Origin of the sequence: Litoribacter populi (assembly GCF_007483685.1) — a bacterium.
GTDB classification, from domain to species: Bacteria; Bacteroidota; Bacteroidia; order Cytophagales; family Cyclobacteriaceae; genus Litoribacter; species Litoribacter populi.
Map to the genome: position 1 here is coordinate 3,071,452 of NZ_VMKN01000001.1, position 15,805 is coordinate 3,087,256.

General features: G+C 44.0%; 16 protein-coding genes. 1 reads left to right on the forward strand and 15 read right to left on the reverse strand.

The window, feature by feature from the left end; genetic code table 11:
• Positions 1 to 42 precede the first annotated feature (42 nt).
• Positions 43 to 1,374, reverse strand: a complete 1,332-nt coding sequence (locus FPL27_RS13320; protein WP_143961556.1) for an ABC1 kinase family protein — start codon at positions 1,372 to 1,374, stop codon at positions 43 to 45.
• A gap of 2 nt (positions 1,375 to 1,376) precedes the next feature.
• Entirely contained in the window at positions 1,377 to 2,042 is a 666-nt protein-coding gene (locus FPL27_RS13325; protein ID WP_143961557.1) for a TetR/AcrR family transcriptional regulator, read from the reverse strand.
• Positions 2,043 to 2,253: 211 nt separating this feature from the next.
• Here FPL27_RS13325 and FPL27_RS13330 point away from each other — a divergent pair, with 211 nt between their 5' ends.
• Entirely contained in the window at positions 2,254 to 3,543 is a 1,290-nt protein-coding gene (locus tag FPL27_RS13330; protein ID WP_235893436.1) for a S41 family peptidase, read from the forward strand.
• Positions 3,544 to 3,564: 21 nt separating this feature from the next.
• Here the strand turns inward: FPL27_RS13330 and hisIE are convergent, their stop codons facing one another.
• The 13 genes from hisIE to FPL27_RS13395 form a co-directional block, all read right to left on the reverse strand.
• Positions 3,565 to 4,167: a bifunctional phosphoribosyl-AMP cyclohydrolase/phosphoribosyl-ATP diphosphatase HisIE gene (gene hisIE, locus FPL27_RS13335; RefSeq protein ID WP_143961559.1), complete on the reverse strand. Its 603-nt coding sequence runs from the start codon at positions 4,165 to 4,167 to the stop codon at positions 3,565 to 3,567.
• Positions 4,168 to 4,298: 131 nt separating this feature from the next.
• The gene (gene hisF, locus FPL27_RS13340) at positions 4,299 to 5,060 is read right to left on the reverse strand and encodes an imidazole glycerol phosphate synthase subunit HisF (protein ID WP_143961560.1); all 762 of its coding nucleotides are present in this window, start codon (positions 5,058 to 5,060) and stop codon (positions 4,299 to 4,301) included.
• A gap of 86 nt (positions 5,061 to 5,146) precedes the next feature.
• Positions 5,147 to 5,869 carry a 1-(5-phosphoribosyl)-5-[(5-phosphoribosylamino)methylideneamino]imidazole-4-carboxamide isomerase gene (hisA, locus tag FPL27_RS13345; RefSeq protein WP_143961561.1) on the reverse strand — a complete coding sequence of 241 codons (723 nt, stop codon included), beginning with the start codon at positions 5,867 to 5,869 and terminating at the stop codon, positions 5,147 to 5,149.
• A 9-nt stretch (positions 5,870 to 5,878) separates the two neighbouring features.
• A complete protein-coding gene (gene hisH, locus FPL27_RS13350) occupies positions 5,879 to 6,460 on the reverse strand; it encodes an imidazole glycerol phosphate synthase subunit HisH (RefSeq protein ID WP_143961562.1) in 582 nt (193 codons plus the stop codon).
• Positions 6,461 to 6,703: 243 nt separating this feature from the next.
• Complete coding sequence (locus FPL27_RS13355; protein WP_143961563.1) at positions 6,704 to 7,498, reverse strand: phenylalanine 4-monooxygenase; 795 nt, start codon at positions 7,496 to 7,498, stop codon at positions 6,704 to 6,706.
• 475 nt (positions 7,499 to 7,973) lie between these two features.
• Entirely contained in the window at positions 7,974 to 8,987 is a 1,014-nt protein-coding gene (aroF, locus tag FPL27_RS13360) for a 3-deoxy-7-phosphoheptulonate synthase (protein ID WP_143961564.1), read from the reverse strand.
• Entirely contained in the window at positions 8,965 to 9,780 is an 816-nt protein-coding gene (gene trpA / locus FPL27_RS13365) for a tryptophan synthase subunit alpha (RefSeq protein WP_235893437.1), read from the reverse strand. Before trpA ends, aroF begins: the two co-directional genes overlap by 23 nt.
• A gap of 157 nt (positions 9,781 to 9,937) precedes the next feature.
• The gene (gene trpB, locus FPL27_RS13370; RefSeq protein WP_143961565.1) at positions 9,938 to 11,119 is read right to left on the reverse strand and encodes a tryptophan synthase subunit beta; all 1,182 of its coding nucleotides are present in this window, start codon (positions 11,117 to 11,119) and stop codon (positions 9,938 to 9,940) included.
• Positions 11,109 to 11,756, reverse strand: a complete 648-nt coding sequence (locus FPL27_RS13375; protein WP_143961566.1) for a phosphoribosylanthranilate isomerase — start codon at positions 11,754 to 11,756, stop codon at positions 11,109 to 11,111. The genes trpB and FPL27_RS13375 overlap by 11 nt, the downstream gene beginning before the upstream one ends.
• Entirely contained in the window at positions 11,753 to 12,568 is an 816-nt protein-coding gene (trpC, locus tag FPL27_RS13380) for an indole-3-glycerol phosphate synthase TrpC (RefSeq protein ID WP_143961567.1), read from the reverse strand. Before trpC ends, FPL27_RS13375 begins: the two co-directional genes overlap by 4 nt.
• Positions 12,569 to 12,579: 11 nt before the next feature.
• Positions 12,580 to 13,590 carry an anthranilate phosphoribosyltransferase gene (gene trpD, locus FPL27_RS13385; RefSeq protein ID WP_143961568.1) on the reverse strand — a complete coding sequence of 337 codons (1,011 nt, stop codon included), beginning with the start codon at positions 13,588 to 13,590 and terminating at the stop codon, positions 12,580 to 12,582.
• 90 nt (positions 13,591 to 13,680) lie between these two features.
• Entirely contained in the window at positions 13,681 to 14,256 is a 576-nt protein-coding gene (locus tag FPL27_RS13390) for an anthranilate synthase component II (protein WP_143961569.1), read from the reverse strand.
• A 3-nt stretch (positions 14,257 to 14,259) separates the two neighbouring features.
• The gene (locus FPL27_RS13395; protein ID WP_143961570.1) at positions 14,260 to 15,660 is read right to left on the reverse strand and encodes an anthranilate synthase component I family protein; all 1,401 of its coding nucleotides are present in this window, start codon (positions 15,658 to 15,660) and stop codon (positions 14,260 to 14,262) included.
• Positions 15,661 to 15,805 lie beyond the last annotated feature (145 nt).

Consider the following 15,805-nt stretch of genomic DNA (forward strand, 5'->3'; position numbering starts at 1 on the left):
TAAAAAAAAAGAAAAGGCCTTCTATAATAGAAGGCCTGTGTTTTATATTTTCAACCACTCCGGCTTGGTGGTGATGATATTTGCCCCCAACTGATGGAGTAGATTATATATTCCAAAATACGTCCGGTTGATATAGAGTCCGTGACGGGATCCTCTGGCCTGCCTGGATTTTTTGAACATCTTATCATTCCCGATTTTATCACCCATTTCAAAGATCTCCATGAAGTAACTTTCATCAGCAAAATCAAAGGTTTCTGAATGGAATGGCCTTCCCAAAAGAGAAATCATAGACCTGAAAGCTCCTTTAAAATACTTTTGCTCATCCACAGTATCTTTATCGCTGATAAAACCAAGGTCAAAGAAAATCTTATCCAGTTCCTCCTCTTTGATCAGGAGGTCACTTTTGATCAGGGAAAAATACCCATGATAAAAGTCCTCCGGAATAACTTTCACACAACCAAAATCAATTATCCCCAATTTTCCATTTTTCTGGATTATGAAATTACCGGGATGGGGATCAGCATGAACTTTCTTCAGATTATGAATCTGATGGTTATAAAAATCCCATAGCGCCTGCCCAATCCGGTTTCTTTCTTCCTGCGAAGGGTCAGTCAGCAACCACTCTTTGATATGCTTGCCCTCAATCCAGTCCATGGTAATAATCCGATCACTGCTCCACTCGGGATAGTAAGTCGGGAAATCCAAATCTGGGATTTCACTGCAAGCCTGGCTGATTTCTTCCGAGCGCTCCACCTCCAGCACATAATCCGTCTCTTCGAGCAACCTTTCCTCTACCTCTTCCATGTAGTGGTCAAGTTCTTTTTCGTTCATGTTAAGCAAGCGGTAAGCAAAAGGACGGACCATCTTAAGGTCAGAACTCACACTTTCCGCAACGCCAGGATACTGGATCTTGACTGCGTATTTCTTGCCATTCTTTTCAGCTTGATGTACCTGCCCCATAGAAGCAGCATTCACGGCTGATTTGGTAAAACTGTCAAACAAAGCTTCAGGAGTGGTGTTTAGGCTTTTTTGAAATGTCCTTACCACCAAAGGGTAGGATAATGGCGGAGCACTGTATTGAGCCATCATAAACTTATCCTGATAAGCCCTTGGAAGAATATTCTTATCCATGGACATCATCTGTGCTACCTTAAGAGCACTCCCCTTCAATTCACTTAAAGAGCTATAAATATCCTCGGCATTACTGGTATGAAGGTCCTCCTTGGTCAAATTCGGATTCACCATCTTCTTGGCGTAATGCTTCACATAGTTCCCCCCAACTTTGGCCCCAGTTTTGAAAAACTTAGTGGCACGCTGTACCTTGGAAGTGGGAATATGTTCCTGCTCTTTTAAATTATCGCTTTTATTACTCATAATTATTTGGACTGGTAAATAAATTTGGCCAGATCCAAAAAGGAGTCCAGCGCACTTTTGCCCATCAGGTCAAAAGCAAGGCTCACCGATTTCTCAATGGCCACGTCTGTTTTCTCGAAACCTGGGGAAGAATCTTTCAACCAAAACTGAAGGATAAACAAGGTCTCTAACCAAAGCGCATCTTCATATCTATCCGAAATAAAGGAACGGTCGGCAATCTCTTCATTTTCCTTACCCTCCAGAATCACATCCGCAGAGAAGGCTTTGAATCGATCCTTAAAGCCCTTAAGTTCCATGGGCACATTGCGCTTGAAACTTAAATGGTCTTCATACATGCTCAGCAGGTAACTCCTGTGCTTTTTAAGTTCTTCCACCAGGGTGAAATAAAAAGAAAGCATTTTTTCCCGTGCAGAATACTCATGATATACATCCTGGGATTCCATGACCTGAATGGTGTCATCAATGATTTTTTCCCAAACAGCCGCTTTGATTGAGGCAAACGAGGTGAGGTATTCATAAAACTCTTCCTCCTTCATGCCTAGACCTTTTACAAACTTGAAAACCGAAACCGGCTCTCTGCCATGTTCCAGCACATAATGTACATAAGCCTCCACTATTTCAGTTCTTCTGTCGGTAAGCTCTACTTTATTCTCTTCTTGATTTTCCATAAGTGTTTGATTCTTCACAAGCTAAACAGGATTATACTGTCAGAAGTTTGTAGAGTAGATAAAATAATGCACTTAAAAGTGTTATAGTTGGTTAATCAAATAAAATTTTTTTATACATTTAAAGGCTTTATTCGTTAAGTTATTCCACCTCATTATATTCTTCTGAAATTGTATGGAAACATGGGTTAAAAAATGGAATTTTTGGTTGGTCATGGCACTTCTGATTGCTTCATGTACCCCAGAAGAGGAAAATCCTCAGATTACGGAGGATAGGGTTAAAACTGCTATTTTCAGAAGTATGCAGGAATGGTATTTTTGGAATGACAAACTCCCCCAAGGTACAAACCCTACCCAGTTTTCTACTAACCAAGAACTATTGGATGGTATTAAATACGGTGCACTGGACCGCTGGTCCTATTTAACTACCCCCGATGCCTTTACCAGGGCTTTTACGGGACAAAATGCTGGCCATGGTTTTGGTTGGGGTTTTGATGAAAATGAGCATCTCTATCTACTTTTCATTTATAAAGAAGCCCCAGCAGGAAAGGATAACTGGCGAAGGGGCTGGAGAGTACTGGAGGTTAACGGCAAGCCTATTTCCTCTTATAAGCAGTCAAATGGAAGTTATAACTTCAACTTGGGGCCTAATGAAGCTGGGATTACCAACAGTTTCAAGCTTCTCATGCCCGACGGCACAGAAGTGACTAAAACCCTTGGTAAGGCCGAATATCAAAGCAACTCCGTTCTTCACCGCTCCGTGGTCAGAATGGATGAAAAAAACATTGGATACTGGGTCTACAACAGTTTCAGAGCAACTGCAGGTACTTCCCCGGCTTCGAGTGTAGAAGTGGATCAAACCGTAAACTACTTTCTGTCCCAAAATATTGACGAGCTCATTCTTGATTTAAGGTATAACGGTGGTGGGTCCGTGGGGGTAACCGAACAAATCTTGAATTACCTGGTGCCTGTACAGGCCAATGGCAAGACCATGTACACCAACACACTCAATACTTCAAAAAGTACTCAAAACAGCAGCAAGAAATTTGAGAAAAAGGGCAACCTTAACCTTAATAGACTTATTGTACTCACTTCCCGTAGCTCGGCATCTGCAAGTGAACTCCTGATCAACTGTTTAACACCATATATGGAGGTTATATTGATAGGAGCAGATACTTATGGTAAGCCTGTTGGATCATTTCCGCTCTCAAACTATAATCAAACACTTAAAGAAAACAATGTGGAATTGGTCCCCATCACCTTTGCATCTGCGAATGCAGATGGCAGGGCTGAATATTTCGAAGGCTTCCCTGTTAATTTCCCAGTTGGCGACGATCCCTCTAAAGACTGGGGTAATCCGCAGGAAAGGAGATACAGGGCCGCTTTAGAATTCATTCGGACCGGAAGTGTGCAATCTCCTGGAGCCAGAATTATCACTTACCAACCTTCGTGGGAAATGATCGATTCCTTCACGGGACTACAAAAAGAATTCCCTGCATATTAATAGAAAACAGGGTTATAAAACCTACTTTTTATGTCTTTCCATCAACACTTCCATTACCTCATCGAGAGTATAGCCTTTTGCTTCCAGCAAGATCAAATAGTGGAAAAGTAGATCCGCCGCCTCACCCATAAAAAGATCTTTATTGTCATCTTTGGCTTCGATCACGATCTCTACCGCTTCCTCTCCTACCTTTTGAGCCACTTTATTGATTCCTTTCTGGAAAAGCGATGAAGTATAACTTTTATCACTTGGGTTCTCCTTACGGTTTTTGATAACAGTCCTTAAGTGGTCAATGAAGGCAGTTTTGGACTTATTTTCTTCTTTGAAACAAGTGTCAGCCCCAGTGTGGCAAACAGGTCCAACTGGTTCCACCTTTACCAAAAGAGTATCCCTGTCACAATCCTGCTCCATGCTCACCAAATTCAAGAAATTCCCAGAGGTCTCCCCCTTGGTCCACAATCTCTCCTTAGTTCTGCTGAAAAACGTAACCTTCCCAGTCTCCAAGGTTTTGTCTATAGCCTCCTGGTTCATATAGCCCAGCATCAGCACCTTATTGCTAAACGCATCCTGCACCACTGCTGGCACTAGACCATTTACTTTTTCAAAATCTATATTTAAGCTCATATTTATGTGTTAAAATTTATTTTGGTACTAAGTACACTTCATAATTCATTATTCATTATTCATCATTCATAATTGAATTCATCGAATAATGAATAGCGAATGATGAACGCCGAATGATGAAGTAGTGGGTGTTAAAGGGTCCGCCTGACGCTCACTCCCCTACCATCCAAATACTCCTTCAATTCCGGTATACCAATCTCCTTAAAGTGAAAGATGCTCGCAGCTAAAGCCGCATCAGCCTTACCTGCTGTAAAGGTATCCCAGAAATGGATCATCTTTCCTGCCCCACCGGAAGCGATTATCGGAATTGGTAACATAGAGGAAAGTTCGCTTGTGATCTCATTAGCAAAACCATTCTTGGTACCATCATGATCCATTGAGGTCAACAGGATTTCTCCGGCTCCTCTATCCGAAACCTCCTGAGCCCAGGATTGTGTTTTCAAAATGGTGGGTTTTCGCCCTCCATGGGTATGCACAAAATCTATCCCGTCCATATTTTTTGTATCAATAGCTACAATGATACACTGGCTCCCAAATTCAGCAGCCATTTCATCTATGATTCCCGGATTTTTCACAGCGGCTGAGTTGATGCTGATTTTATCCGCTCCGGCGCCCAAAAGCACCTTCACATCCTCCACAGTACTCACCCCTCCACCCACGGTGAAAGGTATATTAATGGCCTTCGCTACTTTTTCTACCAGTTCCACCAAAGTTTTTCGCTTGTCCACGGTAGCAGTGATGTCAAGGAAAACCAGTTCATCGGCTCCCTCCTCGGAGTAGATCTTTGCCAATTCGACCGGATCCCCGGCGTCTTTCAACTCCACAAAATTTACCCCCTTTACCGTCCTGCCTTCCTTGATATCCAGGCAGGGTATTATCCTTTTAGTCAACATATGTCCACTTCATTATTCATCATTCTTCATTCATCATTCTTCATTACGAATTCCCGCCACGGCGAACAGGCATCATTCTCTATCCTTCATTCCTTCCCAAAAGCCGCAAGCTCCTCCAACGTCACCCTTCCTTCATAATAAGCTTTTCCGACTATTGCACCCCAAACGCCCAATTCGGCCAATTTTTCCAGATCTCCCAAATTGGAAACCCCACCACTGGCAATCAGCTTTATTCCTGGCACTTCTTTCAAAATCTCCGCATAAAGCTCCAATGAAGGGCCTTGCAGCAAACCGTCCTTGGCCACATCTGTGCAAATCACATAGCTCAGTCCCTTTTCTTTATACATTGCGATAAACTCCACCACATCCAGTTCCGTGCTTTCCTCCCAGCCACCAATGGCGATTTTGCGATTCTTGGCATCGGCACCTAGAATGATTTTCTCTGCTCCGTATTTTTGAATCCAACGGTCAAAAAGGTCTGGTTTGCGGATAGCTACACTGCCACCGGTAATTTGACTTGCCCCAGCTTTGAAGGCCATTGCAATGTCCTCATCAGACTGGACCCCTCCACCAAAGTCCACCTTCAATGAAGTGTTTTGGACAATGTCTTCCAAAACTTGTTTGTTGACGATCTGTTTTTGCTTGGCCCCATCAAGGTCCACAAGGTGAAGTCTGCGGATACCGGCCTGTTCAAATCTCTTGGCCATTTCCAATGGGGAATCGTGATAGGTTTTCTGTTGGCTATAGTCACCTTGGGTCAAGCGCACGCACTTGCCTCCGATGACATCAATAGCAGGAATGATTTCCATTATAATAAATTAAAGTGCTAAAAAGTTTTTCAAAATTGTTTCTCCCACTTTTCCGCTTTTTTCCGGGTGAGCCTGAATGGCGTAGAAGTTTTCCTTGTGTATCAAGGCCGTAAAGTCATGCATGTAATGGGTTGTGGCAATGGTATATGGGGAAAGTTCGGCATAATAGCTATGCACGTAATAGGTATAAGGCTCCTCATCCAATCCCTTAAACAGTGGTGAATCCATGTTTTCCAGGGAGTTCCAGCCCACGTGAGGGACCTTTTCAAAAGCAGGAAACTTCTTCACCTTGATCGGGAAAATCCCTAAGCATTCGGTGTCATTTTCCTCTGTATGTTCACAGAGCAGTTGTTGCCCTAGGCAAACACCGAAAAAGGGCTGTTTGAGGTCCTTGATAAGTTGGTCGAGATTTCTTTGCTTCAAATATTTCATCGCCGAACTTGCTTCCCCCTGACCGGGAAAGATCACCTTGTCGGCTTTCTGGATGGTCTCAAAATCATCTGTCAGAACAGCCTCCACCCCCAGCCTCTCCAACGCATACAGCACCGATCTTACGTTACCGGCGTTGTATTTTATTATTGCTACTTTCATTTATTTTAGAAAATTTTTATGGGTACTAAGTACGAAGTACCAGGTACCAAGTACATCGAAAGTTTTACCGCTTTCTGGTACCTTTTTAACCTTATTTTTTATTTAAACCGGGTTATATTCCCTTTCGCAAAATTAGTCAAATTTCTCTCTGCGCCTCTCTGCGTCTTTGCGGTTAATTCCCTTACCAAAAGAACCTCGAAATTGTCTTCATTCCGAGGTTCTCCAGACATTAAGCGTTTGCGCTTAAAACTTTCTTTCTTCTTCAGGGGTTTCGGCGAGCATTTTTTCTAGGACACGCTCAATCTCTGGCAAAGACTCATATAGCTGCTCGTATCCTTCTATGATGAAGTATTTGTCCTGGAATTTATCTTTCCAATAGGCTGTGCTCATGATTTTTTCAACGTCGTACTCATAATGAGCCGGCTCATCGGAAAGACTAAACTTGGTCTCACCTGCTGAGCTCAGGATTCCAGCACCGTAAATTCTCAGTTCCCCGTTTTCCCGGATCAAACCAAATTCGATGGTAAACCAATAAATTCTGGATAGAAGCTGTATGGCCCAAGGGTCATCGATGTGCTTCAATGCTATCCCACTCAATTTCTCCAAAAAATCCACGTATGGCTGGTTGGTCAAAAGTGGCATATGCGCAAAAGCATCATGAAACATATCCGGCTCCTCCAGGTAATCCAACTGCTCCATTTTCCTCATCCAGGTAGATGAAGGAAAGCGTCTGTTGTTCAATAATCCAAAGAAAAGGTCATCGTCAATCAGACCAGGCACCACTTGGATGGCCCAACCGGTGGATTTGGCGAGTCTTTGGTTGGCCTCCTCAAAATTAGCAATCTTGTCGGCGGTGAAGTTGATTTCCTTTATACCCTCCAGATATGCCTTGGAAGCGGCCTTAGGAAGGTTGACAATCTGTCTTTCATAAAGAATCCTCCATACCTCAAAATCCTCCTCCGTGTAGGCATCGTATTCCTGCCTCATGTCTTGTAACCTCGGGTCGGTAAAGACCCAGTCTTTCGGTTTTGCAGTCATTTCTTAATTGGGTTTATGTTCATATTAATTCAACGTTCATCCAATAGCTAAGTTTAAATAAAAAAAGCCCAATCCATGCAATGAGGGATTAGGCTTGATATTATTACTCACAGGCAATAGCAAACATTCATCCCCAAAAGGAAGTATGATGATGGCTATAGCTGTGATAGGTCTGATTCATGTCCCTAAAGTAAGAAGATATTGCTATTTATGCAAGCTTTTTGATGCGGGGTTGTCCGCTTCGCTGTTGTCCGCCCCGTGGGTCGGCTGCGCCTTCCCGGGACTGTTGTCAGGGTTTTCATTGTTCTACCTTGGCGCCCAGCAGGAAAATTACTTAAGGGTGAGCTGAGGCAGGGACCACAATAGCCACCTTCATCCCTCCCCGTACAACCCCGAATAGAACAATGACAACTTGACAACAAACCCGTCCCTGCGAAGCGGGGCTACGGGTGACAACAGCGCAGCGGACAACCATTTACAAAAACGACTTCCTCAATTCAAACGCCTCCTTAACCTGCTTCACCAGTTTCGTGCTCTGGTCAAAATCCAAGGTTTGCTGTCCATCAGAGTAGGCTAGGTCCGGAGTCTCGTGAGTTTCGAAGATAATCCCATCTGCACCACACATCACCCCTGCCAAGGCCATTTGGGGAACAAACTGCCGAATTCCGATACCATGAGATGGATCCACTACCACAGGAAGATGAGATTTGTGTTTTAAGATAGGAACAGCGTTCAGGTCTAAGGTATTTCGGCTGGCTTTCTCATAGGTCCTGATCCCACGTTCGCAAAGGATCAGCTTTTCATTACCTCCTGAAAAAACATACTCAGCCGACTGCAACAGCTCCTCAATAGTCCCTGAAATCCCCCTTTTGATCATCACGGCCTTATCTACACGACCGAGTTCGTCAAGCAAGTTGAAATTCTGTGTGTTTCTAGCCCCTACTTGGTAGATGTCCACGTAATCATACATTTCCTCGATCTGGGAAACCTGCATCACCTCAGTCACTATTTTGATACCCGCTGCCTTGGCATGTTGATACCAAAGTTTAAGCCCATCGATGCCTAAACCTCTAAATGCATACGGGCTGCTTCTGGGTTTGTAAACCCCTCCACGCATGATCTGTATCCCGCAGGCTTTCAGGTGCTCAATGGTTTTAACTATCTGCTCTTCTGTTTCGATGGAACAAGGTCCGGCCATTAGCGCCATATCCCCGTCCTTGATTCGCACACCGTCGCCAAGGTCGATGGAAGTAGGCTTGGCCTTCCATTTTTTGGACACCAACTTATAATCGTCAGATACGATATGGATATCCTGGATACCCTCCTGCAGTCCAAGTTTGCGGATGTCAAAATTGGCTTTACCAATGCCGATGAGGTAGGTTGAAAGCTGCGTTTTAACCTCGGTTATTTTATAGCCGCTCTGATTGGCCTCCAGGATAATTTTATCCTTCTGGGAGTCCGAGATGTCAGGCTTTACTTGTATAATCATATTCTCCGTTTTTTATTCCTTTGATAAAATTGCCGATGTCCCTTTTTAGGTTGGCCCTGTCAGCATTGTTCAACACTTTGATAAAAGCACTCCCTATAATTGCTCCATGCGCATGTTTGGAAGCTTTGCCAAATGACTCATGGTCACTGATTCCAAAACCGATAAGCCTTGGATTCTGTATGCCCAGTTCCGCCACTCTTTCAAAATACCTTTCCTGTTCCTCAGAAATCCCGGATTTAGCGCCCGTGATACTGTGAGAAGAAACCATATAGATAAACCCGTCCGAGTTCTGGTCTATGGCTTTTATTCTCTCCTCACTTGTTTGTGGAGAGATCAAAAATGTGTTTTTCAACCCATATTGGGAAAAAATATCCTTATACTCCTCCAAATACTGCTGCATAGGCAGGTCAGGCAGTATGAGTCCATCCACGCCAACCTCTTGGCATTTTTTACAAAACTCTTCCACTCCATACTGGATAATGGGATTCAGATACCCCATCAGGATTACCGGAAGGGTGACAGTTTCTCTCATTTTAGCCAGTTGCTCAAAAAGCTTTTTCAGCGACATGCCATTGTCCAAGGCGATCTTATTGCTCTCCTGTATAGTCGGCCCATCAGCCACCGGGTCGGAAAAAGGCATCCCCACCTCAATTATATCTGCCCCACCTTCCTCTATCGCCTCCATCACCGGCACCGTATCCTCCAACTCTGGATATCCGGCTGTAAAGTATATAGCAAGGATGTTTTCCTGCTTGTCTTTAAAAAGGTGGTCTATTCTCGAAGTCTTCATCATTCATCTTTTTGGGTACTAAGTACTATGTACTATGTACATTGCATCATTCACTGTTTTCTTATATAATTTTGGCCTTTTACTAGCATTTTGCGTTTCTATTCTACCATTTTGCCGCGTACAAGCCACCTTCATCTCGCCATGAAGCAGTACTTCGTACTTAGTACTCCCCCCACTTAATATACGTCTCCAAATCCTTATCCCCCCTGCCGGAAAGATTGATCACGATAACGTCATCGGGGCCGTATTTAATCTGGTTGAGGGCGTGTATGGCGTGGGCGGATTCGATGGCGGGGATGATTCCCTCAAGCTTGCTTAGCTCTACACCTGCCTTCATCGCGTCCTTATCTTCTACAGCCACAAACTCTCCCCTTCCCACATCAAAAAGATGGGCGTGAACGGGACCAATACCAGGGTAATCCAAGCCTGCTGAAATGGAGTGCGGTTCCACCACCTGCCCATCCTCCGTCTGCATCAGCAAAGTCCTGCTACCATGCAGAATCCCAAGTTTACCAAGCACAGTAGTAGCGGCAGACTTTCCGCTGCTGATACCCAAACCAGCAGCTTCGGCAGCCACAAGTCTGACATCAGGTGAATTGTAATAATGATAAAATGCCCCAGCTGCATTACTCCCACCACCTACGCAGGCGATGACGATGTCTGGGTTTTCTCTTCCTTCTTTTTCTTTAAGTTGGATTTTGATCTCCTCACTGATCACAGACTGAAACCTCGCCACCATTTCAGGGTATGGGTGCGGTCCTACTACCGAGCCAATGATATAATGCGTATCCACAGGATTATTGATCCATTGGCGCATGGCTTCATTGGTAGCATCCTTTAGGGTTTTGCTGCCCGAAGTTGCAGGAACTACAGTTGCCCCGAGAAGTTTCATCCGCTCTACGTTTGGCTTCTGTCTTTCCATATCCACCTCACCCATGTAGACGGTACACTCCATCCCCATAAGGGCACAAACGGTAGCAGTGGCCACACCATGTTGTCCCGCTCCGGTCTCTGCAATGATTCTTTTTTTACCTAGCTTTTGGGCCAAAAGAATCTGCCCGATGGTGTTATTTACCTTATGGGCGCCAGTATGGCAAAGATCCTCCCGTTTGAGGTAGATTTTCGCTTTATATTTCTCTGATAACCTAGCGGCAAAATATAGGGGCGTCGGCCTTCCCACATAGTCTCTGAGTAGCTCGCTGAATTTCTTTTTAAAATCCTCATCCTCAATTATCCCCAAATATTTTTCCTTCAATTCCTCGATGTTGGGATAAAGCATCTCGGGTATATAAGCTCCGCCAAATTTCCCGTAAAAGCCGTTTTTATCTACCTCAATCTTCATTCTCGTATCCTGTAAGTTTTTCCATAAATGTCTTTACCATGTCCACATCCTTGATGCCTGGCTCCAATTCAAACCTGGAATTGATGTCAATACCGGCCATTTTGGGATTCCGCTTTTGAAAATCAACCAGCTCCTCAGCATCCTCGGCTGAAATACCCCCACTCAACAAATAGGGAGTCTGGAGGTCATACCCTTCCAAAAGCTGCCAATCAAATCTTTCACCCGACCCCCCAAAAGAGCTCGTCTCAGTATCAAAGAGAAAGTATTCAGCCAACCCTTCAAATGGCCTCAAAACTTCCAAATCAAGTGTTTTCCCAATACGGAAAACCTTAATGACCGTCACATCCAAGGCCTCCTTGATGTTTTTAACAAAATCAGCCCCTTCATTACCGTGAAGCTGTACACCGTCCAACTCGAACTCCTGCACCTTCTTCAATATTTCTGAAAAAGGACTGTCTACAAAAACCCCGATGCGTTTTTGAGCATGGGAACTGAAAAGGTTGTTTTTATGCACTGTATCCCCTATAAATCGGGGTGACTTGGAATAAAAAATCATCCCCAACAGATCCGGACTGCAGTTCTCCAGCAAACTATTTACATTTTCAATATCCCTCAATCCACAAACTTTTATTATCATTTTGCTATGGTTTGGTTTTTTAATAAGCGTCTGTACTGTTTCATAAATTGATAGGCCGCATCTGGTGGATTGGCCGCCTTCATAAAGTTTTCTCCAATCAGGAAGCCATCAAAACCGGTATTCTTAAGCTGAAGTATTACCTCAGGGTCCGAAATTCCGCTTTCTGAAATCTTTACAAAATTATCCGGGATAGCCCCTACCAGGGACAGAGAATTCTCAACCGAAACTTCAAATGTTTTGAGACTTCTGTTATTTACACCTACTAAATCCAAATCATCACAAAGTGACCTATCCAGTTCCTCGGCATCATGCACTTCCATCAGCACTTCCAGACCCAAAGATTTAGCCGTAGCAGCAAGGCTTTTCAACCTTTCTGGCTCCAAAGCAGCAGCAATAAGCAAAATACAGTCAGCTCCGATGGCCTTTGCTTCAATCAACTGGTATTCATCAATCACAAAATCCTTTCTAAGAATTGGACAGAAATTGAATTTTCTAGCCAATGTCAGATCGTCGTTTTTTCCACCAAAAAACTCAGTATCGGTCAAAATGGATAGCCCGGAGGCACCTGCTTGCATATAACCTATGCTAGTACCTTCCACCTGAGCGGTGTCGTTGATTATGCCCTTGGAGGGAGATTTACGCTTGAATTCCGCGATGATTCCTGTTTTTTCAGGATTCTGAACATATTTTTTCATAGAAACCACTTGGTTCGGAAAAAAGATGCTCTGCTCCAGAAATTTAACAGGAACCAGGCTTTTGCGCTCCTCGACTTCCTTCTTTTTATGTAGTATTATTTTATCTAATATATTCATAGTAAATAAGTTTAGGCCAATGTGACATTTGTTTTGGGTGTGATCAGATTTTTGAAGGATTGCAGTGCCTTTCCGCTTTTCAAGGCTTCCAAAGCTTTATCCACCGCCTCCCCCTTTGATAGTTTGGGATTTGCTGTCATCAACGCCAACGAAGAATTGGCTATTACTACTGCGTTTTGTTCTTTTGTCCCTTTCCCTTTCAAAATGCTTTCAAAGATTTTGGCTGATTCCTCGATCGTGTCACCACCCTTGATGCTTACCGGGTCTAGCTTTTCAAATCCCAGATCTTCAGGAGCCAAAACCTCCTCGCCACGGTTTGAGATCACCTTGAAGTCTCCGGTGAGAGAAACCTCATCGTAGCCGTCCAGAGCATGTAGCACGCTAAACTGCACCTGATTATTTTGATACAGGTAGCCATACAATCTGGCTAGTTCCAAACTGAATACTCCTACCAACTGTTTCTTGGGAAAGCTGGGATTGACCATGGGGCCCAGCATGTTGAAAAATGTCTTCACGCCTAGCTCCTTTCGGATGGGTCCCACGTTTTTCATGGCAGGGTGAAACAATGGGGCATGAAGAAAGCAAATTCCTGCCTCATCAAGATTTTTTCTCAAAAGTCCCTGATCAGAAGTAAACTCGTAACCGAAGTAGGACAGCAAATTAGAAGAACCGCAAATGGAGCTGACCCCCGTATTTCCATGTTTGGCTACGGGCTGACCGCAAGCCGCCACGATAAAAGAAGAAAGCGTGGATATATTAAAAGTATCCTTTCCATCCCCACCCGTTCCACAAAGGTCGATTGCATCATACCCATTCAAGTCCACCGGGTTGCATAGCTCCAGCATGGCCTCCCGGAAACCCATGAGTTCCTCTACAGTAATACTTCTCATCAGATAAACAGTCATGAATGCCGCCATCTGGCTGGGATTATACACCCCACTGGTGATGTTCTTCAACACATCCCTCGCCTGCTCCTTCGACAAAGTCCTATGCTCAAAAAGTTGATTCAGTATTTGTTTCATGGTTTTTTAAATATTGTACAAAGTACTAGGTACTATGTACTAAGTAAATAAATGCGTTTTTCAATATAGCTCTAACTTAGTACTTTGTACTTAGTACATAGTACACCTAACCCAATTCCCCATCAATTCCTTCCCCCATTCCGTCATGATACTCTCCGGGTGAAACTGGACGCCACGGACCTTAAGTTCTTTATGCCTGACACCCATCACTTGTCCATCTGGAGTCTTGGCTATTACTTCCAGTTCAGGGGGCAAAGTGGACTCATCGATGACCCAGCTATGGTATCTACCTATTTTGAATCGCTGAGGCAAACCCTCAAACAAACTGTCCTCCTGTACCCTTACCTCCGAAGCCACACCATGGACTACTTCCGAAAGATTGGTCAGGGAGGCCCCAAATGCTTCACCAATTGCCTGATGTCCCAAACACACCCCAAGGATATCTTTTGTTGAAGCATATTGTTTAATCAATTCAGGCATGATCCCAGCCTCTGAAGGAATACCAGGACCTGGGGAAAGCAGGATTTTATCATAAGCTTCCACATCTTTCAGTTTGATCTTATCATTCCTAAATACATCCATCTGAGGGCTCAGACCCAATTCCCGAAGGATGTAGACCAAGTTGTAGGTGAAGGAATCGTAATTATCTAGTACCAGTAATTTCATAGTTTATACTTCTTCGGCCATTTTAAGGGCCATTCTCAATGCTTCCAATTTGTTGCTCACCTCTTGAAGTTCACTTTCAATAGAGGATTTGGCCACCACTCCGGCTCCGGCCTGATAGCGCAGATGGTTGTTTTCAGACACAAAAGACCTGATCAAGATAGCATGATTGAAATCTCCATTAAAGCCTAAGAAGCCAATCGCGCCTCCGTAGAATTTCCGGCTGGTGTTTTCCAGTTGGTCAATCAGCTGCATGGCTTTGTACTTGGGGGCTCCGGAAAGAGTCCCGGCGGGAAATGTGTCGGCCACCAATTGCAGAGGGTTGGCTCCCTCAGGAAGCCTTCCAGTCACCTTTGAAACCAAATGTATCACGTGGGAATAATATTGGATCTCCTTGAAGACCTCCACTTTTACCTCTTCCGAACTCCTGCTCAAATCGTTTCTGGCCAAATCTACCAACATCACATGCTCTGAGTTTTCCTTAGGGTCATCATAAAGCTTGCGTGCCAGTTCAGCGTCAGCTTGGTCATTGCCTGTTCTTTTAAAAGTTCCAGCGATAGGGTAAATAGTCGCCGTGCTGCCCTTCACCACAATCTGGGCTTCGGGAGAGCTGCCGAACACTTTGTTAGAACCATAATCAAAATAGAATAGATACGGGGAGGGGTTAATTGACCTCAATGCTCTGTAAACGTTGAATTCATCACCTTTGAATGCTGATTTAAACATCCGAGAAAGTACAATTTGGAAGACGTCTCCTCTGAAGCAATGCTCCCTTCCGCTTTTAAGAATTTCCAAAAACTCGGCATCGGTATAGTTACTATACTCCTCACCCTCCAAGCGGAACTTATAGGAAGGAACATTCCGGCTTTCCAATAGACGCTCAATCTCAGGAATCCTGCTCTCTTGTCCGTTTACGGAATGCTCAAAAATGTAAAGTTCGTTCTTGAAATGGTTGACCACTATTACAAAGCGGTAGACGGCATAATGAAGAGTGGGGATATTGGAGGGTTGTGGGTTTTGGAGGTTGATGTCCTCAAATTGGCTAACCGCATCGTATTGGGAATAGCCAAAAAGTCCGTTACTGATGAATTTGAAATCTAGATTTTCGGCCTCAAACTTTCCCGAAAACTCCCTGAGCTTATCCATCAGCCGTTCACCAGGTCCCAGCTCAGAGGTTATTTTTTCATCCTTGGGTAATCTTTCTGTCACTTTTCCATCGGAAAAAGAAAAGGAAGCCAGGGGGTCAAAACAGATGTAGGAGTAACTGTTTTCCTGTCCATGGTAGTCGGAGCTTTCCAGCAGGATGGGGTTGGAATACCTGTCCCGGACCTGTAAGTATAGACTTACCGGAGTCAGGGTGTCGGCAAGCATTTTTTTGTAACGGGTGTGTATTTGTATTTTTTTCATATTGGGATGGAAACAAAACAAAAAAGGGCTTACTGGATTCCAGCAAGCCCTTAATGGTATAATATCATTAATTACTCAAATACTATTGGGAATAGCATGCCGGTCTCCTTCTTTCGAAAGCAGATGATGATGCCACCAATATTGA

Coding starts and splice junctions, on each gene's coding strand:
- hisIE (WP_143961559.1), bottom strand. CDS start 4,167: ATGAGCTTAAATATAGATTTTGAAAAAGTAAATGGTCTAGTGCCAGCA.
- trpD (WP_143961568.1), bottom strand. CDS start 13,590: ATGAAACAAATACTGAATCAACTTTTTGAGCATAGGACTTTGTCGAAG.
- trpC (WP_143961567.1), bottom strand. CDS start 12,568: ATGAATATATTAGATAAAATAATACTACATAAAAAGAAGGAAGTCGAG.
- FPL27_RS13330 (WP_235893436.1), top strand. CDS start 2,254: ATGGCACTTCTGATTGCTTCATGTACCCCAGAAGAGGAAAATCCTCAG.
- FPL27_RS13390 (WP_143961569.1), bottom strand. CDS start 14,256: ATGAAATTACTGGTACTAGATAATTACGATTCCTTCACCTACAACTTG.
- hisF (WP_143961560.1), bottom strand. CDS start 5,060: ATGTTGACTAAAAGGATAATACCCTGCCTGGATATCAAGGAAGGCAGG.
- FPL27_RS13325 (WP_143961557.1), bottom strand. CDS start 2,042: ATGGAAAATCAAGAAGAGAATAAAGTAGAGCTTACCGACAGAAGAACT.
- trpA (WP_235893437.1), bottom strand. CDS start 9,780: ATGATGAAGACTTCGAGAATAGACCACCTTTTTAAAGACAAGCAGGAA.
- hisA (WP_143961561.1), bottom strand. CDS start 5,869: ATGGAAATCATTCCTGCTATTGATGTCATCGGAGGCAAGTGCGTGCGC.
- FPL27_RS13320 (WP_143961556.1), bottom strand. CDS start 1,374: ATGAGTAATAAAAGCGATAATTTAAAAGAGCAGGAACATATTCCCACT.
- trpB (WP_143961565.1), bottom strand. CDS start 11,119: ATGAAGATTGAGGTAGATAAAAACGGCTTTTACGGGAAATTTGGCGGA.
- hisH (WP_143961562.1), bottom strand. CDS start 6,460: ATGAAAGTAGCAATAATAAAATACAACGCCGGTAACGTAAGATCGGTG.
- FPL27_RS13375 (WP_143961566.1), bottom strand. CDS start 11,756: ATGATAATAAAAGTTTGTGGATTGAGGGATATTGAAAATGTAAATAGT.
- FPL27_RS13395 (WP_143961570.1), bottom strand. CDS start 15,660: ATGAAAAAAATACAAATACACACCCGTTACAAAAAAATGCTTGCCGAC.
- aroF (WP_143961564.1), bottom strand. CDS start 8,987: ATGATTATACAAGTAAAGCCTGACATCTCGGACTCCCAGAAGGATAAA.
- FPL27_RS13355 (WP_143961563.1), bottom strand. CDS start 7,498: ATGACTGCAAAACCGAAAGACTGGGTCTTTACCGACCCGAGGTTACAA.